General features: G+C 71.0%; 14 protein-coding genes and 1 pseudogene. 12 read left to right on the top strand and 3 right to left on the bottom strand.

The annotated features are described in order from the left end of the window. Position 1 precedes the first annotated feature (1 nt). Genes KXC43_RS37230 through KXC43_RS37220 form a run of 3 tightly spaced genes read right to left on the bottom strand, consistent with a single transcriptional unit; the run spans position 2 to position 2,606 of the window. A complete protein-coding gene (locus KXC43_RS37230) occupies positions 2–430 on the bottom strand; it encodes a SufE family protein (protein ID WP_221380925.1) in 429 nt (142 codons plus the stop codon). A 23-nt stretch (positions 431–453) separates the two neighbouring features. Beyond that, entirely contained in the window at positions 454–846 is a 393-nt protein-coding gene (locus tag KXC43_RS37225) for a CBS domain-containing protein (RefSeq protein ID WP_221380924.1), read from the bottom strand. A gap of 26 nt (positions 847–872) precedes the next feature. Further along, on the bottom strand, positions 873–2,606 hold the full coding sequence (locus KXC43_RS37220; protein WP_221380923.1) for a proline--tRNA ligase: 1,734 nt from the start codon (positions 2,604–2,606) through the stop codon (positions 873–875). Between the two features lie 136 nt (positions 2,607–2,742). On the opposite strand from KXC43_RS37220, the gene KXC43_RS37215 reads away from it, so the two are divergent. From KXC43_RS37215 to KXC43_RS37160, 12 genes and pseudogenes are all read left to right on the top strand, one after another. Beyond that, the gene (locus KXC43_RS37215) at positions 2,743–3,510 is read left to right on the top strand and encodes an SGNH/GDSL hydrolase family protein (RefSeq protein ID WP_221380922.1); all 768 of its coding nucleotides are present in this window, start codon (positions 2,743–2,745) and stop codon (positions 3,508–3,510) included. 18 nt (positions 3,511–3,528) lie between these two features. Next, positions 3,529–4,428: a sulfurtransferase gene (locus KXC43_RS37210; RefSeq protein ID WP_221380921.1), complete on the top strand. Its 900-nt coding sequence runs from the start codon at positions 3,529–3,531 to the stop codon at positions 4,426–4,428. Positions 4,429–4,517: 89 nt separating this feature from the next. Then, positions 4,518–6,247: pseudogene (locus KXC43_RS37205) on the top strand (HSP90 family protein). Beyond that, positions 6,244–9,084 carry a tetratricopeptide repeat protein gene (locus KXC43_RS37200; RefSeq protein WP_221380920.1) on the top strand — a complete coding sequence of 947 codons (2,841 nt, stop codon included), beginning with the start codon at positions 6,244–6,246 and terminating at the stop codon, positions 9,082–9,084. Before KXC43_RS37205 ends, KXC43_RS37200 begins: the two are co-directional and overlap by 4 nt. Before the next feature lie 44 nt (positions 9,085–9,128). After that, positions 9,129–9,734: a TetR/AcrR family transcriptional regulator gene (locus KXC43_RS37195; protein ID WP_221380919.1), complete on the top strand. Its 606-nt coding sequence runs from the start codon at positions 9,129–9,131 to the stop codon at positions 9,732–9,734. A 301-nt stretch (positions 9,735–10,035) separates the two neighbouring features. After that, positions 10,036–11,370 carry an acetyl-CoA carboxylase biotin carboxylase subunit gene (locus KXC43_RS37190; RefSeq protein WP_221380918.1) on the top strand — a complete coding sequence of 445 codons (1,335 nt, stop codon included), beginning with the start codon at positions 10,036–10,038 and terminating at the stop codon, positions 11,368–11,370. 7 nt (positions 11,371–11,377) lie between these two features. Beyond that, positions 11,378–12,256 (top strand): hydroxymethylglutaryl-CoA lyase, encoded by an 879-nt coding sequence (locus KXC43_RS37185; protein WP_221380917.1) that lies wholly within the window; start codon positions 11,378–11,380, stop codon positions 12,254–12,256. Between the two features lie 147 nt (positions 12,257–12,403). Beyond that, the gene (locus KXC43_RS37180) at positions 12,404–13,438 is read left to right on the top strand and encodes a hypothetical protein (RefSeq protein ID WP_221380916.1); all 1,035 of its coding nucleotides are present in this window, start codon (positions 12,404–12,406) and stop codon (positions 13,436–13,438) included. Between the two features lie 288 nt (positions 13,439–13,726). Then, positions 13,727–15,064, top strand: coding sequence for a chaplin family protein (locus tag KXC43_RS37175; RefSeq protein ID WP_221380915.1), 1,338 nt, complete (start codon positions 13,727–13,729; stop codon positions 15,062–15,064). 267 nt (positions 15,065–15,331) lie between these two features. Further along, positions 15,332–16,819 carry an acyl-CoA carboxylase subunit beta gene (locus KXC43_RS37170; RefSeq protein WP_221380951.1) on the top strand — a complete coding sequence of 496 codons (1,488 nt, stop codon included), beginning with the start codon at positions 15,332–15,334 and terminating at the stop codon, positions 16,817–16,819. An 18-nt stretch (positions 16,820–16,837) separates the two neighbouring features. After that, on the top strand, positions 16,838–17,995 hold the full coding sequence (locus tag KXC43_RS37165) for an acyl-CoA dehydrogenase family protein (RefSeq protein WP_221380914.1): 1,158 nt from the start codon (positions 16,838–16,840) through the stop codon (positions 17,993–17,995). Positions 17,996–18,093: 98 nt separating this feature from the next. After that, entirely contained in the window at positions 18,094–20,532 is a 2,439-nt protein-coding gene (locus KXC43_RS37160; RefSeq protein WP_221380913.1) for an ATP-binding protein, read from the top strand. The last annotated feature ends 343 nt before the right edge of the window (positions 20,533–20,875 follow it).

Genomic DNA, 20,875 nt, shown 5'->3' with positions numbered 1-20,875 from the left:
ATCATGCCACCTGGGCCGCGACCTGGCGCTTCAGTCGCGCGAGGATCGCGGAGCCGCCGCGGATGCGCAGCGGGCTGATCGTCTGGGCCAGGCCCATCCGGGCGTAGAGATCGTCGGGCACGGCCAGGATCTCGGCGGTGGAGGCGCCCTCGAGGCCCTCAGCCAGGATGCCGGCGAAGGCTCGTGTCGTCGGCGCCTCGGGCGGGCAGTCGAAAAAAGTCTCGACCGTGTCGTCCGGTCGCACCACGGCCTTAAGGAAGAACTGCGTCTGACATTCCGGCACCTGCTCCATGCCGTCGTGCGCGGCCAGGTCGGCCGGGAGTGGCGGCATGGAGTCGGCGAACTCGAGCAGCATCTCGAGCACCAGCTCGCGCGGCGCCGAGGCGAACTCATCGACGATCTCGGCGAGATTCGGGGGCATGTCGGTCACGCCACCGACCCTAACGCGCGCGGTCAGGCGGCTGTGGACGTCGGCCGGAGCGCCACGTCGCTGAGGCTCAGGATGCCGACGACCTTGCGATCGGCATCACAGACCAGCAGCCGGCGGACACCCCGCTCGCGCATGGCCTGCACGGCCTCGTCGATGGTGGCCGACTGCTCCACCATGATGAGCTCGTGCGAGGTGATGTCGCCCAGGCTGGTCGAGGTCGGCGGCAGGTTCTCGGCGATGGCCCGGACCACGATGTCCCGGTCGGTGATCACCCCGACCATGGTCGGGCCCCGGGTCACCACGACGTCGCCGATGCCGCGGTCACGCATCACCTGCGCGGCCTCGTCGAGCATCGTCGCCTCGGGCAGGTAAACCACCTGCCGGGTCATCACCTCGGCGACTGCCGACCTGGACATGCGCTCACCTCCCGTTGGTACTGGCGTTACCCGAGTGAAGCAGTGATTACACCTGGTATGTCCGTGACGGGTACGTCGTTCCGTTCCCCGGTGCGGCGGTCGCGAATTTCGGCATATCCCTCGTTCAGCCGGCGCCCGAGGACGACGGACCGAGCGATGCCGATCAACTCGGCGTCGGTGAACTTGACGCCGGCCGAGACGTTCGGGCGGTCGTCGACGAGCACGCGCAGCCCGGCCGCGACCAGCTCGCCCGCGAGCACGAGGGCGGCCTCGACCTGACCGTCCTTGCCGGCCGCGACGATGTGCACGTCGGCCGGCGCCACCTCGTCCGGCCAGAGCAGGCCGCGCTCATCGTTGTGCTGTTCGGCGATCGCGGCCACTGCCCGGGACACCCCGATCCCGTACGAACCCATGGTCGGCCGTACCGGCTTGCCGTCCGCTCCCAGCACGTCGACCTTGAACGCGTCGGTGTAGCGGCGGCCCAACTGGAAGATGTGCCCGATCTCGATGCCCCGCCGCATGGTCAGCGTGCCGGCGCCGCAGGCCGGGCACGGATCGCCGGCCAGCACAACCGCTGCCTCGATCGTGCCGTCGGGCGTGAAGTCGCGACCGGCCACGACGTTGACCGCGTGCCGCCCCGGCTCGTTGGCGCCGGTCAGCCAGGACGTGCCGGGCGCGACCCGCGGGTCGGCCAGGTAGCGGGCCTTGCTGCCCTGCGGGCCGATGTAGCCCTTGACCAGATCGGGACGCCCGGCGAAGTCGTCGAAGAGGGTGGCCGTGGCCGGGGCCAAGGCGGCGTCGAGCCGCTTGAGGTCGACCTCGCGGTCGCCGGGCACGCCGATCACCAGCACCTCGTGGCCGGCGCCGGGGTGGTGCACGGTGACCACCACGTTCTTGAGCGTGTCGGCAGCCGTCCAGTCGGTGCGGCCACCGAGTGCGCGGGCGTTGGCCAGCTCGACCAGCGACGCGATGGTCGGGGTGTCGGGGGTGTCGTGCACCTCGAGCGGCGGCGCGGCGGTGGTCGTGGCCGGCGGGGCCGGCGTGACCACGGCCTCGGTGTTGGCGGCGTAGTCGCAGGACGTGCAGCCGACGAATGTGTCCTCGCCCACCTCGGCTGTGGCGAGGAACTCCTCGGACGCCGAACCGCCCATCGCGCCCGACATCGCCGAGACGATCGTGTGCGACAGCCCCAGCCGGGCGAAGGTGCGCTGGTAGGCGGCGCGGATCGACTCGTACGAGGCCACCAGCCCTTCGTCGGTCAGTGTGAACGAGTACGCGTCCTTCATCAGGAACTCGCGGCCGCGCAGCAGCCCGCCCCGCGGCCGGGCCTCGTCGCGGTACTTCGTCTGCACCTGGAACAGCACCAGCGGGAAGTCGCGGTACGAGGTGGTCATCTCCTGCACCAGCAGGGTGAACATCTCCTCGTGGGTGGGCGCGAGCAGGTAGTCGGAGCCGCGCCTGTCCTTGAGCGTGAAGATGTCGTCGCCGTACTCGGTCCAGCGGTTGCTGACGTCGTAGGGCTCCCGCGGCAGCAGCGCCGGGAACGACACCTCCTGCCCGCCGACGGCGAGCATCTCCGCCCGCACGATCGCGGTGACCCGGTCGAGGACGAGCTTGCCGAGCGGGAGCCACGTGTAGCCACCCGGTGCGGCGCGGCGGACATAACCGGCGCGCAGCAGCAGCCGATGGCTCGGCACCTCAGCGTCCGCCGGCTCCTCGCGCAGTGTCCGGAGCAGCAAGGTGGACATTCGCAGCAGCATGCGAAGCAGCGTAGGGAGGATCACTGCCGAAAGCAGTCCATTAACGGGGTGTCGCCATCATCACGCTACCGGTGACTTCCATTCGGTGCTTATGTGTCTTCACGAGCAAACTTGATCGCACGTTAAGGGGGCGACGATGGCTTGGCGCAGCTTCGTTGCTATGGGGGACAGCTTCACCGAGGGCCTGAACGACGCCTACCCGGACGGAACGTTCCGGGGCTGGGCCGATCTGGTCGCCACCCGGCTGGCCGTCGATTCGGGGCCGGATTTCGGGTACGCCAACCTGGCCGTCCGGGGCAAGGTGATGCACCAGATCGTGGACGAACAGTTGTCGCCGACGCTGGCCATGCGGCCCGACCTGGTCAGCATCGCCGCCGGGGGGAACGACGCCCTGCGCGTACGGGTGGACCCGCACGCCCTCGTCCGGGGGCTTGACGCAGTGGTGCGACGAGTGCGCGACACCGGCGCCGACGTGCTCCTCTTCCGGTTCGCCGACGTGACCGTGAACCTGCCGGCCATCCTCGGGCGGCGTGCGGCCGTGCTCAACGACGGCGCCCGCTCCATCGCCCGGCGCCACGGCTGCCACCTCGTCGACCTGTTCGCCGACGATGCCTTCCGCCACCCGCACATGTGGTCGGCCGACCGGCTGCATCTCTCGCCCGCGGGGCACCGCCGGGTCGCCGGCCAGGTGCTGAACGTGCTCGGCGTCGGCGTGACCGAGGACTGGATGCTGGTGCCGCCCGCGCCCGAGCCCACCCCGTGGTTGCTGGCCCGCAGCGCCGACCTGCGCTGGGCCCGCGAGCACCTGGCGCCCTGGGTGGGCCGTCATCTGCTGGGCCACTCGTCCGGCGAACTGGTGACCCCGAAGCGACCCGAGCTCATGCCGATCGGGATGACCGAATAAAGGGTTAGCGTGGCAGACATGTCTGTTGAGAATGATCCGGCGCCCGCACTGCAGGCGTACGCCCACCCCGACAAGCTCGTCACCACCGAGTGGCTCGCCGCCCATCTCGACACCCCGGGCCTGGTCGTGGTCGAGTCGGACGAGGACGTGCTTCTCTACGACACCGGGCACATCCCCGGCGCGGTCAAGGTCGACTGGCACCTCGAGCTCAACGACCAGCTCACCCGCGACTATCTCGACCCGACCGCCTTCGCCGCGTTGTGCGAGGCCAAGGGCATCGGCCGCGACGACACGATCGTCTTCTACGGCGACAATTTCAACTGGTGGGCCTCGTACGCCCTCTGGGTCTTCAGCCTCTTCGGCCACCGTGACGTGCGCCTGCTCGACGGCGGGCGGCAGAAGTGGGCGGCCGAGGGGCGGACGCTGACCCGCGAGCGCACCGAGCGGCCGGCCGCGAAATACCCCGTTCCGGTACGCAACGACGCCGAGATCCGGGCCTTCCGCGATCAGGTCATGGGGCACATCAGCAGTGGCCGCCCGCTGGTCGACGTCCGCTCCCCGCAGGAATACACGGGCGAGCTGACCCACATGGAGGCCTATCCCCAGGAGGGCGCGCTGCGTGGCGGTCACATCCCGGGCGCGGTCAGCAAGCCGTGGAAGTCGGCGGCCAACGAGGACGGCACGTTCAAGCCGGCCGACGAACTCGTCAAGATCTACCGCGACGAGCTGGGGCTGGAGTCGGGCGACGACATCATCGCCTACTGCCGGATCGGGGAGCGGTCGAGCCACACCTGGTTCGTGCTGCACCATTTGATGGGTTATCCCCAGGTGCGCAACTACGACGGCTCGTGGACGGAGTGGGGCAACCTCGTCCGGGCCCCGATCGCGAAGGGCTCCGAGCCCGGCGGCCTGAGCTGACGTAGCCCGAGCGAAGCGGGGCGGGTCTGATCCGGTGAAGATCAAGACCGGCCCCGTTTTTGTCGGTCGTTCGCGGTACCTTCTCCGCCGTGAGCAACACGTTCCAGGTCGATCTCCGTGGCATCGTCGATCTCCTGAGCCACCACCTCTACGCGAGCCCGCGGGTCTATGTCCGCGAGCTGCTGCAGAACGCGGTCGACGCGATCACCGCGGCCGAGGTGCGCGGCCTGGTCTCGATCACCACCGGCCCCGGCCGGCTGCGCGTCAGCGACAACGGCATCGGCCTGACCGAGGCGCAGGTGCACGAGCTGCTCGCCACCATCGGCCGCAGCTCCAAGCGCGACGAGCTGGGCTTCGCCCGCCACGAGTTCCTCGGCCAGTTCGGCATCGGCCTGCTCTCCTGCTTCCTGGTGGCTGACGAGATCCGGGTGCACACCCGCCGGGCCGGCGCCGAGCCCGTGCTGTGGCAGGGCTTCTCCGACGGCCGCTATTCGGTCGCCCCCGGCGACGATCGTGAGCCCGGCACGACGGTCACGCTGGTGGCGCGCCGCGGCGCCGAAGGTCTTCTGTCCGGCCCCACGGTGCGCGAGCTGGCCGAGCTGTACGGCTCGCTGCTTCCGGTGCGGGTCGAGGTCGACGACGTCGCCGTCACCACGGGTTCGTTGCCGTGGCCGGGTGGCGACCTCACGGCGTACGCGCAAGAGAGGTTTTCGGTTTCCGCCCGCTCGACGTGGTGCCGCTGGACGTGCCCGAGGCCGGCCTCACCGGGGTCGCGTTCGTGCTGCCGACGCCCGTCAACCCGGCCGCCCGCGGCGGTCACCGCGTCTATCTCAAGAGGATGCTGCTCGCTCAGAGCATCGAGGGTCTGCTGCCCGAGTGGGCGTTCTTCGCCCGCTGCGTGGTCGACAGCACCGAGCTGCGGCCGACCGCGAGTCGTGAGGCGCTCTACGACGACGGCCTGCTCGCCGACACCCGCGAGGCGATCGCCGATCAGCTGCGCGGCTGGCTGGTCCGGCTGGCCTCGACCGACCCGCGCCGCCTGGCCGAGTTCCTCTCCATCCACCATCTCGGCGTCAAGGCGCTGGCTCTGCACGACGACGAGATGCTGCGCCTGGTCGAGCAATGGGTGCCGCTCGAGACCAATCTGGGCCATCTCACCCTGGCCGAGTTCCGGGAAAGACACGGTGTTCTGCGCTACGCGGCCGGCGACGACGAGTTCCGCCAGCTGGCCTCGGTCGCTGCCGCCCAAGACCTCGGCGTGATCAACGGCGGCATCGTCTACAACGCCGATCTCGTCGAGCGGCTGGCCACAGTGGATTCCGAGGTGCGGGCCGAGCGGCTCGAGCCGGCCGACGTGGCGGCTCGCTTCTCGGCCGTCGACGCCGAGGCCGAGCTGCGGCTGCGCCCGTTCCTGGCCGTGGCCCAACGCCGCCTCGACCGGCTCGGCTGCGAGGTCGTGGTGCGCGGCTTCGACCCGGCGACCGTTCCGGCGCTCTATCTGGTGAGCCGCGCCGCCGCCTTCAACGAGCAGTTCACGGCCAGCCGCGACGCCGCCGACGACCTGTGGGGCGGCGTGCTCGACGCGCTGTCGCGCACGGTGCCGACCGACCGCCCGCAGCTGGTGCTCAACCACCGCAACGCCCTGGTCCGCCGGGTCACCGCGATCGCCGATCCCGATCTGGCCGGCCTGGCCGTCGAATCGCTCTACGGCCAGGCCCTCATGCTCGGCGGGCATCCGATCCGCCCGGCCGACGCCGCCCTGCTCACCAGCTCGTTCATGGGCCTGCTCGACCGGGCCGTCCCGGGGGAGGACAAATGAGAACCGCCGACGAGCTGTGGGAACTCTGCGAGCAGGCCCGCACGATGCCGCACGGCGCGGCCCAGATCGCTCTGGTCGAAGAGGTGATGCGGCACGCCGACACGGTCAACGACCCCCATCTCGCGTTCACGGTGCGGCTGCTGGCGACCAACGCCTACACCTACGGCGGCGAGCCGGCCAAGGCGTTCGTCACCTTCGCCTGGACCCTCAACGACTTCGACCGCAACCCCGGCCGGCATCACGAGCACGGCAAGCACACGCTGCTCTGGCACTTCAAGACCATGGTCAACGCGATGCTCAACTTCCCCGAGATCGCGCTCGACCGCACCCACGCCGTGCTCGACGACATGGAGCGGCGCTACCGGGAGGACGGCCACAGCCTGCAGGCCGTCTACAAGCACCGCTACCTGGTCGCCGACCACGTCGGTGACACCGCCGGGGCCGACGAGTGGTTCGCCCGCTGGCAGGCCGCGCCGCGCGACGACCTCTCCGACTGCATCGGCTGTGACCCGTCGTCGGTCGCCGCCTACTACAACGAGCGCGGCCGATGGTCCGACGTCGTGGCCACCGCCGAGCCCGTGCTGGCCGGCGAGCTGAGCTGCAGCGAGCAGCCGCAGGGCATCCTGCGCGAGCTGATGGTGGCCTACCTGCGCACCGGCCGGCCCGACGAGGCGGCCGACGCGCACCGCCGTTCCTACCGTCTCGAGCGGGGCAACCTGGCCGACCTGTGGAACCTCGGCACCCACCTGGCGTTCTGCGCGCGCACCGGCAACGAGCATCGCGGCCTCGAGATCCTCCAGCGCCACATCGACTGGCTCGACAAGGCGCCCTCCCCGGCCGCCGAGATGCATTTTTCGTCCGACGCCGCCATGCTGCTGCGCCGGCTCACCGAGCGGGGGCGCGGCGAATCGGTGATCCACCGCCGTGAGCACGGCGACATCGCCGCCGTCGAACTAGCCACCGAGCTGTCGGCCCGGGCCACCGAGCTGGCCCGGCGGTTCGACCAGCGCAACGGCAACGACCACCAGAGCCGGTCGATCGCGGCCAAGCTGAACGCCCAGCCGTACGAAACCGCCCTGACGCTCTCGCCGAGCGCACGTCGTCCGGCTCCGGCCTACGTGCCGGTTCCCGCGGCCGTTCCGGCGCCGCCCTCTGAGGTGCCGGCCGAGGCCGACGCCGCCCAGCTCCTCGATCTCGCCCAGCAGTACGACCGCGCCGACGACGACCCAGGATTGAACGCCGTCCTCGAGGCGCTGGACGTCCGCTTTCCCGAGCTGGCTAAACCGCAGCTGGCCGACCCGCAGCCGGCCGACGCGCAGCGTCATGGCCGGCGGCATTCTGATCCGCTGCTTGCGGCCCGGCGGGAACTGCTGCTCGGCAATCGGCTGCGGTCGGCCGGCGGCGAGAACGACCACTGGCCGCGGGCGCTCGAACTGTTCGCCCGGGCCGGCGCCGACGGCGAGGCCAGTGCCCTGCGCGCCCGCATGGCGATGGCGGCGGGCTACGTGGGCGGTGAGGTCGACGAAGAGCCGATCCGCGCCGACGTCACCTGGCAGCAGCAGCACGGCGGACCGCGCGAGCAGGCCTACGCCTGGGCCCGGCTGTCGATCCTGCACCTGATGAAAGACCGTCCGGACGAGGCGAACGAGGCGGGTGACCGCGGCGACGAGTGCGCTGTTCAGACCGGCGACGCCCGCCTGGTCGCCCTGCATGCGATGCTGCGCGCCCGCAGCCGCATGGCCTCGCACCGCCACGACGAGGCCTTGGCCGCTGCCCGCGAGGCCTGGCAGTTCTACCGTGCGAACGGCCCGGCCCGGCGCCTGGCCGAGGCGGGCATGATCTACGGCCACACCGTCGACGATCCGGCGGAGCAGGTCGAGGCGTTCAGCGCCGTGCTCGCCGACGGCGACGCCGACCGGTCGCTGCCGGCCCGGGTCGGGCGCGGCAACGCGCTGCTGCAGCTGGGCCGGCCCGGCGAGGCGATCACCGACCTGGCCGAGGCGGTGGCCCTCTGTGCCGAGGCGGGCAACGAAGCCGGCGGCGCCTACGCGCGCAGCGACCTCGCCAATGCCTACCGCCTGGCCGAGCGCCCGGTCGAGGGAGCCGAGGTCGCCGAGGAGGCGTTGGCCCTCTTCGAGAAGTCCGGCGACGACGACGCGGCCGACAACACCCGCTACCTGCTGGCCGGGCTCTACCAGGCGATCGGCGACAAGAACGGCGCCCTTGCGCTCTACCGCACTCTCGTCGAGCGGCTGGCCGACAATCCGGCGGGCCGGGGCCAGATCGCCGAGGAAGCTGCCGGCCTGCTCTTCGACCTGGACCGCGACGCCGAGGCGGCCGACACGTTCCGCGCCGCCGCCTCCGCCCTGCACGAGGCCGGTGACCTGATCGGTGAGCTGCGGGCCCTGCGCCGGGGCGTGGCCGCACTGCACTTCTCCGATCAGCCCGAGCGGGGTGAAGAGGCGCTGCGGCTGATCGCTGAGAGGTTCGACACGTTGCCCGCCGAACTGGCGGCCGAGCCCAACGCGATCTTCCAACGTTCGATGACCGCGTTCGAGGCCGGTAACCTGTTCATGTCCCGGGGCTGCTATGCCGAGGCGTTGCCACATCTGCGCGGCGCTCCCGAGCGGCTGCGGGCGATCGGCGCCACCGATCAGGCCGACCGCATCGAGGGCATGCTGGGCGAGGCGCTGTTCCGGGCCGGTCACGAGGCCGAGGCCGAGGCGTTGCTGCGGGCGCTGATCGAGCGCATGCCCGCCGATGCGCCGAGCCGCGAGGTCGCGGTCCGGGTTCACGACGAGGCGCGAGCCGCCCTGGAGGGTCGTTCCACATCCTGAACGCCCGTTAAGGCGAAGGCTTGACAGCGGGTTAGAGTGACGTCGTGACAACGGTTGATCAGCAGCATCGTCCGGGCCCGCCCGCGCCCCGGCGGCGGTCGCGTCGTGACGAGATTCTCGAGATCGCGGTGGGCCTGTTCGCGGCCCGTGGCTACCACGGCGTGTCGATGGACGACATCGGCTCGGCCGCGGGGGTGACCGGCCCGGCGCTCTATCACCACTTCGCCGGCAAAGAGGCGATGCTGGTGGCCGCCCTGATCCCGGTGAGCGAGAGCCTGCTGCACGGCGGTAAGACGCGCGTCGGTCAGCATCCGGCCGACGCGAGCGCCGCGCTGGCCGACCTGATCGACTTCCATGTCGAGTTCGCCCTGGCCAACCCGGCCGTCATCGCCCTGCATCTGCACGAACTCGACCGCCTGCCGGAAGAGCCGCGCCGCCAGATCCGCCGCCTCCAGCGCCTCTATGTCGAGGAATGGGTGGGGGTGCTGGCCACGCTGCGCCCCGAGCTCGACGCGGCCGAGGCGCGGGTGCTCGCCCACTCGGCGTTCGGCCTGATGAACTCCACTCCGTTCCTCGGTGGCGAGGTCGACCGCCGCCGCCGGGCCGCGCTGCTGCGCGAGGCCACCATGCACGCCCTCACCGGCCGCTGACCTTCCCGTCGGCCGCGGGCCAACCGGGACCCCGCCGCATCGCCTACGCCGCACGACCCGCCCCTTCCAGGCGGCGCACTACCTGCCCGTTTGGGGCGGCGCACCACCTGCCCCTTGCGGGCGGCGCACTACCTGCCCTTTGCGGGCGGCGCACTACCTGCCCTTTGCGGGCGGCGCACTACCTGCCCGTTTGGGGCGGCGTAACACCCCGCCCACACCCCCGGGCGAACGCCACAAACGCCCCATCGGGCTGACATTCACGACGCGCCCTACCGGGCGACGGAAGAAGAGAAGGTCAACGATGATCGACTCGCTGCTCATCGCCAACCGGGGTGAGATCGCCCGCCGGATCATCCGTACCGCCAAGCGGCTCGGCATCCGGACGGTCGCGGTGCACTCCGAGGCCGACGAGGGTATGCCCTTCGTTCTCGAAGCCGACGAAGCGGTCTGCGTCGGCCCGGCCAACCCGGCCGAGAGCTACCGCAACGCGGAAGCGATCCTGGCTGCCGCCAAGAACACCGGCGCCCAGGCCATCCACCCCGGCTACGGATTCCTGAGCGAGAACGCCGACTTCGCACGGATGGTCGAGGCCAATGGCCTGATCTGGGTCGGCCCCGGCGCCGACGCCATCGCCGCGATGGGCGACAAGATCAAGGCGCGCAATCTGATGGCCGCGGCCGGCGTTCCGGTCGCGCCCGGCACACAAGATCCGGTCGGCTCGGCGGACGAGGCGGTCGCGGCCGCTGCGACCATCGGCTACCCGGTGATGGTCAAGGCCGCGGCCGGCGGTGGCGGCATGGGCATGGCCGTCGCCGGCGACGAAGCCGCGCTGCGCACCGAGCTGGCCAAGGTGCGCGCATTCGCGGAACGGATGTTCGGCAGCGGCGACGTCCTGCTGGAGCGGTACTTCCCGCGCGTGCGCCACGTCGAGGTGCAGATCCTCGGCCTCGCCGACGGCCGGGTGATCGCCCTGTCCGAGCGTGAGTGCTCGGTCCAGCGGCGCAACCAGAAGCTGGTCGAGGAGGCGCCGAGCCCCGCCGTCGATCCCGAGCTGCGCGAACGCCTGCTGGCGGCTGCGGTCAAAGCCGGCGAGGCGGTCGGCTATCGCAACGCCGGCACCGTCGAGTGCCTGCTCGACCCGGCCACCGGCGACTTCTTCTTCCTCGAGATGAACACCCGTCTGCAGGTCGAGCACCCGATCACCGAGCTGATCCACGGCATCGACCTGGTCGAGGAGCAGTTGCGCATCGCCTCGGGCGAGGCGCCCACGTTCACCGGCGTACCGGAAACCAGTGGCCACGCCATCGAGCTGCGAATCAACGCCGAGGATCCGAAACGTTTCCTGCCGGGCCCGGGCAAGGTGACCACCTGGGTCGAGCCCGACGGCGAGGGCGTGCGGGTCGATTCCGGCTATGCCGAGGGCACCACGGTCGGCATGTCCTACGACTCCCTGATGGCCAAGCTGATCGTCGTCGGCGCCGACCGCGACGAGGCGGTGGCCCGGGCCCGCTCGGCCGTCGCCGGGTTCGCGATCGCCGGTCCCAAGAACAACCTGCCGTTCTTCGCCGAACTGCTCGACAACGCCGAGTTCCTGTCCGGCGATTACGACACCGCCATCGTCGCCCGGATGAGGTGACGGGCCGATGACAACCGTCAGCATCCGTGAGGTCGCCCCCCGCGACGGCCTGCAGAACGAGGAACCGATCCCGACCGACGCCAAGGTCCGCCTGATCGACGCGTTGAGCGGAACCGGCGTGCGGCGCATCGAGGCGGTCTCCTTCGTCCACCCGAGGGCGATCCCGCAGATGGCGGACGCCGACGAGGTGTGGGCGCGGGTCGACCGCCATCCCGAGATCCGGTATTCCGCGCTGATTCCCAACACCCGGGGCGCGCAACGGGCCCTGGCCGCGGGCTTTCGCGAGATCGAGGTCGTGGTGTCCGCTTCGGACACTCACAACCGGCGCAACCTGAATCGCTCGACCGACGAGTCGCTCGACGACATCGCCTCGCTCATCCCGCTCATCCACGACGCCGGCGCGACGGTCGAGGTGATCGTCGCGACCAGTTTCGGCTGCCCGTTCGAGGGCGACATCGACCCTGACCGGGTGGCGGCGATCGTCGCTCGGGTCCGGGCCGACGGAGCCGACCGGATCGCGTTCGGCGACACGACCGGGATGGCGACGCCTCGCCGGGTGCGGGATCTGCTGTCGGCCGTACGCCCCGACCTGCTCCACTTCCACAACACCAGGGGGACGGGGCTGGCCAACATCCTCACCGCGCTCGAACTCGGGATCACCGAGTTCGACGCGAGCGTCGGCGGGATCGGCGGCTGCCCCTACGCGCCGGGCGCCTCGGGCAACGTGGCGACCGAAGAGGTCGTCCACATGCTGCACGACATGGGCCTCGACACCGGAATCGACCTGGATCGCCTGATCAGCACGGCCGAAACGGCCGAGAAGCTGCTCGGCCGCACGCTCCCGTCGGGTGTCCTTCGAGCCGGACCGCGCACCAGATTGGTGTGATTTCGCCCGCCGAACCCGCGATCATTTTTCCCATTTGTCCGCGTGACCGGTCTCCGGTCGTGTCGTTACCAATATCGAGTGGCCGATATCGCCGGATCGAAAAGGCGGATCCGTCACCGGTTCAGCCGACACGACGAGGGGCGGATCATGACGGGATCGGGGGTCGAGCGCACGCTGCGCGCGGCGTACCGGTTGCCGGTGCCGCCCACCGGTGTCTCCACGCCCTTGCCGCCTCCCATCCAGGGGGCGGAGCGGCGCTCGGGGAACCGCGCGCGACGCACCGGACTCCGGTGGGGTCTGCGCGTACTCGCCGTCAGCGGCCTGGCTGGTGCGGCCTGGCTGCTCACCGGCTCCGCCGCCCAGGCAGCGGACCGGGCCGACGGGCCTGACGGCTCGTTGCTCGGCTCCCTCGTGGGCGCCGACGCCACCTCGCCGGTCACCGGCCTCCTGCAGGCGGCCGTCCAGCCGCTGGAGCGCACCGAACCGGCACACCACGAACAGCACCTTGTGTCCGACATCCTCGACGTGCCGCGGCAGGTTCTGACCCGCCCGGTGACCGACGACGACGTCGTACCCGAACCGTCCGCGGCCATTGTGGACGTCTTCGACGTCGACAAGGACCGGGACGAGGTCGCCGCACCACTCCGCCTCACCGGCGAAGCGGCGCCCGACCAGCGGCTCACCCTGGCGACCGACCCGGTCGCCGACGTCGAGCTCCCGGCTGAGCAGGAAGAACTCCCCGGAGAACTTCAGCCGGCTCCTCTCCCCCAGGAGGCGGAGCAGACGGCCGAGCCGAGCCGCAAGCCGCTCCAACAGGTCCTGCCCGCCCCGGTCGCCGGCCGTCCGGCCGCCGCTCCGGTCAAGCACGGCAAGGCCTCCTCCGTACCGTCCGCCCACCGGCAGCACCACCACACCGCTCACGCGGTGACGGCGCAGCCGGCGACGGAGCCGGAGGACAACACTCCCGGCGGTGACGCACCGGCCGCTCCGCTGCGGCTGCACCTCGGGGAAGTCAGCGGCATCCCGGCCAGCGGGCCGGGAGTTCCGACGGAAGGTGGCTCCGCGGCCTTCCTGCCGGCGGCGATCGCGAACAGCACGACGGCTCGTCACGTGCCCGCGATCGCGCCCGATGTCGAGGTCCGGCGGTACGACGCCGAGGCACCGACCGTCTCACCTGACTGAGTGATGGCGCCCGGCGGTCCGCCCGACCGCCGGTGAACCGGCCGGTACGCCTCTTCGGTGTCCGTGTTCCGGTCGATTCCCGAACCGCTTGCGAACGAGCGGCGAATCATCCGACGCCTGAATCACACGCACCGCACCGAAGCGCCACCGGGCGCACGTCGACAAGCGGGGTCAGGGCAGAAAGAAATGCGCCAGGGCACCGCTGCGCCCGAATGCAGTTCCGGAAGATCCCCCAATTGAATACGCAACACCTTTGCCGAAACATTCTTGAAAGGCATTTCTTTTCTCATGAAGACTTGGGTTCGTAAGACTCTGAGCGTCGGTGTCCTGGCCGCCGGCGCCCTGCTGTTCGCCCCGGGCGCCGCCAACGCCGACTCCCGTCAGGTCACCGGCAGCAACGTCGGCATCCTGAACGGCACCCAGATCGCCGTTCCGGTGCAGGTGCCGGTCAACGTCGTCGGCAACTCGCTGGGCATCCTCGGCGTCGCCGACGCTCGTGGCGTCGGCGTCAACAACCTGGAGAGCGGCCGTCGTGGCGACCGTGGCCGGGGCGCCGTCCAGGCCACCGGCAGCAACTTCGGCATCCTGAACGGCACCCAGGCCTACCTGCCGGTCACCGTTCCGGTCAACGTGGTCGGCAACGCCGCCGCGGTGGGCGGCTTCGCCAGCGCGCAGGGCGCCGGCGTCAACCGCACCGAGAGCACGAACCGCCGGGACGACCGTCGCTGGGACAGCCCGACGCAGGTCACCGGGTCGAACTTCGGCATCGGCAACGGCACCCAGATCTACGCGCCGGTCGACGTTCCGATCAACATCTGCGGCAACTCGCTCGCGATCCTCGGCTTCGCGCAGTCCAGCGCGGTCTGCGCGAACGACCTCTCGGGTCGGGGTGGCCGGAACTTCGGCTTCGGGCGCAAGGAGAGCGCGCAGGGCGGCCACGGGGTGACCCAGGCCACCGGCCAGAACGTCGGCATCGCGAACGGCACCCAGCTGCTCGCGCCGATCAGCCTGCCGGTGAACCTGGCCGGTAACTCGGCCGCGGTGCTCGGCGCGTCCAGCAGCCGCGCGGTCGCCGTGAACGAGTCGGCCCACGGGCACGACGACGACATCACGCAGTTCACCGGCTCGAACTTCGGCATCCTGAACGGCACCCAGGTCGCCGTGCCGATCAACGTTCCGATCAACGCCTGCGGCAACGCACTCGGTGTTCTCGGTGCGGCGCAGTCGTCGGCTGCCTGCGTCAACGACCGGGGCGGTCGCGGCTTCCGCGGCTTCGGCGACGACGACTGGGACGGCGACCGGGGTCACGGCCGTCCGGGTCACGGTCACGGCGACCACGACTGGGACGACAACGACGGCGACGGTGGCGTCAAGGACGACGACAACGACGACGACTACAAGGGTGACGGCGGCGTCCGGGGCGACCAGAAGGACTACAGCGACGACGTTGCGGAAGAGCCCGCTGCTGACGACGCGGGCGAGGAGCCGGCGGCCAACGACGACGGCTACACCAAGCCGGCCGCCACGGGTTCGAAGACCAACGCCACCGGTGGCCGCGAGTCGGCTCCGCTCTCCGCGGTGACCGGCACGGTCGGTGGCCTGGGCCTGCTCAACACCCTGCGCTGAAACGCGCTCTCCCACGGGGGATAGCGGAAGACCGGGTCGTGCCGGTCCCGGGCACGATCCGAACGACGCCAGGAGGCGTCGGGTAACAGCCGGTGCCCCTCCACGGCATCGGCGGCAGTAAAACGGACGGGAGTCTCCGCAACCAGCGGAGGCTCCCGTCCGTCGTTGCCGCGCAAGGTCGGATCGGCTACCCTAACGCTCGTTAAGCTTTAACGACCGTTCAGGAGGATCGGCGTGGGCGACGAACTCGCACAGGCACGCAAGCGGATGCTGGCCGGCGGGGCCGAGCGTTACCACACCGCCAACGCCGCGAAGGGCAAGCTCTTCGCCCGCGAGCGGATCGCTCTGCTGGTCGACGAGGGCACCTTCGTCGAGGACGGGCTCTATGCCAACAGCCTGGCCGACGGATTGCCGGCCGACGGCGTGATCACCGGAATCGCCCGGGTCGACGGCCGCGAGGTCTGCCTCATGGCCAACGACTCCACGGTCAAGGCCGGCTCCTGGGGCGCGCGCACGGTTGAAAAGATCATCCGCATCATCGAGCGGGCCGTGCAGTACGGCGTGCCGATGATCTACCTGGTCGACTCGGCCGGCGCCCGCATCACCGACCAGGTCGACCTCTTCCCGGGGCGTCGCGGCGCCGGCAAGATCTTCCATACGCAGGTCAAGGCGTCCGGCGCGATCCCGCAGGCCTGCGCGCTGTTCGGCCCCTCGGCGGCCGGTGGCGCCTACATCCCCGCCTTCTGCGACATCGTCGCCATGGTCGACGGCAACGCCAGCATGTACCTGGGCTCCGACCGGATGGTCGAGATGGTCACCGGCGAGAAGACGACGCTCGAGGCGATGGGCGGCGCCCGGGTGCACTGCTCCGAGTCCGGCGTCGGCCACTTCCTCTGCAAGACCGAGCAGGACGCGCTCGACACCGTGCGGTCGTACCTCAGTTATCTGCCGTCCAATTGGGAGGGCCGGCCGCCCACGACCGAGGCGAAGGACTCGACCGGCGCCGATCTCGGCGCGCTGGTGCCGGCCAGCGAGCGCCAGGCCTTCGACATGCGGCGCTACATCAAGGGCCTGGTCGACGAGGGGTCGTTCTTCGAGATCCAGGCGTTGTGGGCCAAGGAGCTGACGATCGGGTTCGCCCGCCTGAACGGCGAGGTGATCGGCCTCGTCGCCAACAACTCGATGTTCAAGGGCGGCGTGCTCTTCCCCGATTCGGCCGACAAGGCCTCGCGCTTCGTCCAGCTCTGCGACGCCTTCAACGTCCCCCTGCTGTTCCTGTGTGACGTGCCCGGCTTCATGGTCGGCTCGGCGGTCGAGAAGCAGGGGATCATCCGGCACGGCGCCAAGATGATCACCGCGATCTCCGAGGCCACGGTGCCCAAGATCTGTGTGGTCGTGCGCAAGGCGTACGGCGCCGGCCTCTACGCCATGGCCGGGCCCGGCTTCGAGCCCGACGCCACGATCGCCCTGCCCACCGCCAAGATCGCGGTGATGGGAGCCGAGGCGGCGGTGAACGCGGTCTATGCCAACAAGATTGCCGCCCTGGCGACCGACGAGGAGCGCGCCGCCTTCGTCGCCGAGCGCCGCGCCGAGTACGAGCAGGACATCGACATCATGCGACTGGCCAGCGAGCTGGTCGTCGACACCGTCGTCGAGCCGGGCGACCTGCGCGACGAACTCATCCGCCGCTACCGCGCCGCCCACGGCAAGGAACGCGGTTTCGCCCGGCGCCGCCACGGCGTCACGCCCGTCTGATCCGACAGGAGCACAGCCATGGTCGACTTCCGGCTCGACGACGAGCAGGAGGCGCTGCGCGTCACCGTCCGCGATTTCGCGCGCGAGCAGGTCGCGCCCGTGATCGCCGAACACTACGAGCACAAGACCTTCCCGTACGAGGTCATCCGCCAGATGGGAAAGATGGGTCTGTTCGGCCTGCCGTTCCCCGAAGAGGTCGGCGGCATGGGCGGCGACTACTTCGCGTTGTGCATCGCGCTCGAGGAACTGGCCAGAGTGGACAGCTCGGTGGCGGTGACGCTCGAGGCCGCGGTCTCGCTGGGCGCCATGCCGATCTACCGGTTCGGCACGACCGAGCAGAAGGAGCGCTGGCTGCCCCGGCTCACCACCGGCGAGGCGCTGGCCGGCTTCGGCCTCACCGAGCCCGGCACCGGCTCGGACGCCGGCGGCACGACGACCCGCGCGGTCTACGACGACGCCACCGACGAGTGGGTGATCAACGGGACCAAGGCGTTCATCACGAACTCCGGCACCGACATCACCTGCCTGGTCACCGTCATGGCGGTCACCGGGATCAACCCCGACGGGTCCAAGGAACTGTCCACGATCATCGTGCCGTCGGGCACGCCGGGCTTCACCGTCGCGCCGGGCTACTCCAAGGTCGGCTGGTGCGCCTCGGACACCCACGAGCTCTCGTTCGACGACGTCCGGGTGCCCGCGGCCAACCTGCTCGGCGCCCGGGGCCGGGGCTTCGCCCAGTTCCTGCGCATCCTCGACGAGGGTCGCATCGCGATCGCGGCGCTCTCGGTGGGGCTCGCCCAGGGCTGCGTCGACGAGTCGGTCCGGTACGCCCGGCAGCGCGAGGCGTTCGGCCGCCCGATCGGCGACTACCAGGCGATGCAATTCATGATCGCCGACATGGAGATGCGCGCGCACATCGCGCGGGTCGGCTACTACGACGCGGCGGCGCGTATGCTGGCCGGCGAGGACTTCAAGCGGTACGCGGCGGTGGCCAAGCTGAACGCCAGCAACGCCGCGATGGAGAACAGCCGGTGGGCGACGCAAATCCACGGGGGGTACGGCTTCATGAACGAGTCCGCCGTGGGCCGCTTCTACCGTGATGCCAAGATTCTCGAGGTCGGCGAGGGCACGTCCGAGGTGCAGCGCATGCTGATCGCCCGCGGTCTGGGGCTTTAGACCCTTCGCGGCTTTTGGACGCGTAGTGATCGGTCCGCAATCCGACACGGGCGGATCTCTGCTCGCCGGGCGGGTTAACCCACCTTAAGTTCGGTGTCATGGGGGCAGATACCGCACCGGACCAGGGCGGATCCGGGTTCGACGCCGTACTGCGCCGTGCGCGCCTGCGGGCCAAGCTGACCCAGGAAGAGCTGGCCGTCCGTGCCGGCGTCGGCGTGCGCACGGTTCGTGACCTGGAACGGGGCCGCTCGTCCCGTCCGCAGCGCACCACGGTCGGCCTGCTCGCCGACGCGCTCGGACTGGACGACGGCGACCGCGAGTCCTTCCTGGCCGCGGCGCGTGGCCAGGCCACCGAGGAGCCGCTGCCGCCCACCGGCTTCCAGCGGGTGCCGCCGCCCGGCGAGTTGATCGGCCGCGGTGACGACCTGGCCGAGATCACCACCCAGCTGTCCGGGCCGGACGGCCCCCGCGGTCTCACCCTGGTCGGCCTGGCCGGGGTGGGCAAGACCAGCCTCGCCTTCGCGGCCGCGCACCGGGTGGCCGCGGCCTATCCGGGCGGGGTGGCCGGCATCGTGGTCACCGATGGCTGCACAGCGGGCGAGATGCTCGGCAGCATCGCCGCCGAGTTCGGCGTCGGGCGGCCCGACGACCTGCCCGCGCGTTTCGGGGGCCGGGCCGCCATGGTCTTCGTCGACGCCGTCGAGCGGTCGCCCGACGCGACCGCCGAGATGCTGGCCCACCTGCTCGAGCGGTTGCCGACGCTGCGGTTCCTGGCCACCGGCCGGCACCCGGTCGGGCTGAGCACGGAGCGGGTCTGGCCGTTGGCCCCGCTGACGGCGCCGCCGCCCGAGGCCGCCGGAAGCCTGAGCGACCTGCTGGCGTACCCGGCCGTGGCCCTGTTCCTGGAACGACTGGCCCAGGTGCGCCGGGCCGATCCCGAGCCCGACGAGGTCGTGGCGGTCGCGGCGCTGGTCCGTCGACTGGGCGGGTTGCCGCTGGCCATCGAGCTGGCCGCCGCCCGCGGCCGGGTGCTGACCGTGCCCGAGATCCTCGACCGCTACGGCGACCGGGTGCTCGACCTCGACCGGCCGGGGTCGGTGTCGCTGCGCGACGCGGTGGCGACCAGCTACCGGCTGCTCAACCCGCAGGAACAACGCGCGCTGCGGCGGCTGGCGATGTTCCGCTACCGCTGGTCGATCGGCCTGGCCGAGCAGCTGGTCGACGAGCCTCGTACGGACGTCGTCCACCTGCTCGACCGGCTGCTCGAACTGGGCCTGCTCAGCGTGCGCGGCAGTCGGACGTTCCGGTTCCGCCTGCTCGACGTGGTGCGCGACTACGCCGCCGAGCGCGCAGCCGCCGAGGGGGAACTGGCCGAGGCCCGCCGGCGCCACGCGCGGGTGATGGCCGACCTGGCCGAGCAGATCTGGCCCGACCTGACCGGCACCCGGTTGCCCGAGGCGGCCGGACGCCTCGACGACGTGGCCGGCGACTTCGGCACCGCCCTGGCCCACGCGGCCGGTGACGATCCGCACACGGCCCTGCGCCTCGCCGCGGCGCTGCCACGCTGGTGGCGGTTCCGGGGGCGCGACGTGACCGGCCGCCAGTGGCTGCGACGGTTGCTCGACGACCCGCGGACCGCGGACGCCGACCCGGCCACCCGCGCGTGGGCCCGCATCGGCCTGGCCCAGCTGGCCCGTGAGCACGGTGCCGGTGCGGAAGAGCTCGAATCGGCGCGCGAGGCTCTGGCCGACTTCGAACGGCTGGACGACTTTGCCGGTCAGCTCACCGCGCACGCCCAGCTGGCCGCGCTGTGGATGAGCACCGGCGCCTACGACGAGGCCCGCGGACACGCCGAGGCCGCCCTCGAACTGGCCCGGCACGGCGGCAACGACCGCGACCTGGCCGTGGCCGAGAACAACCTGGTCTGGCACGAGATCCGTCGCGGTGACCTGGCCGCGGCCCGATCCCGGCTGGCCGCGGTCGATCGGCTGGCCGGGCGGTGCGGCGAGCAGCGGTTGCGCATTCTGGCCCAGGCCAACCTGGCCGAGGTGGCCCGCCTGGACGGGCAGCTGGAGGAGGCCGAGCGACTGGGCCGCAGCGCGATGATCGGGCTGGCCGGACTGGGCGACCCCGGTCACCGGCGGCGGCTGCTCGCGACCATCGGTCTGGCTCTGGCCGACTCGGGCCGGGTGGGCGAGGCGACCTCCGTGCTCGAGCAGCTCGGCCCGGGTGACGAGGACGGCGCCCAGGACGGTCCGGCGGCGGTGGTGGCGGCGGCGATCGCGCTGCGCCGGGGCGAGCCGAAGCGGGCGGCCGAGAACTTCGCGCGCGCGGCCGAGGCGTACGACGGGACCCATGATCCTCGCGACGTGGTGGCGGCCCTGGTCGGGCTGATCATCAGCACGCCCGATCCGGATCAGCGGGCCGCGGCCGTCAGCCGGCTGGGCAAGATGTGCCGATCCGGCGGGATCGTGCTGCTGGCCCGGGAACGCGAGCGGCTCGGGCCGCAGACTACTAGGGCCCTGCTCGAAGACTGACGGGCTCGAAGACCGACAAACTCGGGGTTTTACAGGGCTGGCCGGGCGTGGACGGTCGGCATGGCGTGCCCCCCACGCGCCGACCGTCGCAACGCCCGCCAGTTACGCGGCGAGAACGAAGCTCCCCCGTCAAGCCCCGCCGTCGCCTCGGTCGCGCCGCATCCCCCTGCGTGGATCACAGTAGCCGCGCGGGTCACAGGAACACGGCAGATTTGTCCGTTTAGACCGCCGAGTCGCCCGGTTCTGCCGGTAGTTCTGCCGGTTTCCCTCAGAACTTCCGGCGCGACCGTCACGGACCGTTTTGTGACGACCTCGTCGAGTGTCCTCATTGATCAAGGAACCG

It is taken from the genome of Paractinoplanes polyasparticus (genome assembly GCF_019710575.1).
GTDB lineage: Bacteria > Actinomycetota > Actinomycetes > Mycobacteriales > Micromonosporaceae > Actinoplanes > Actinoplanes polyasparticus.
Note: the sequence above shows the minus strand (reverse complement) of the source record. Positions and strands in the feature narration are given on the sequence as shown.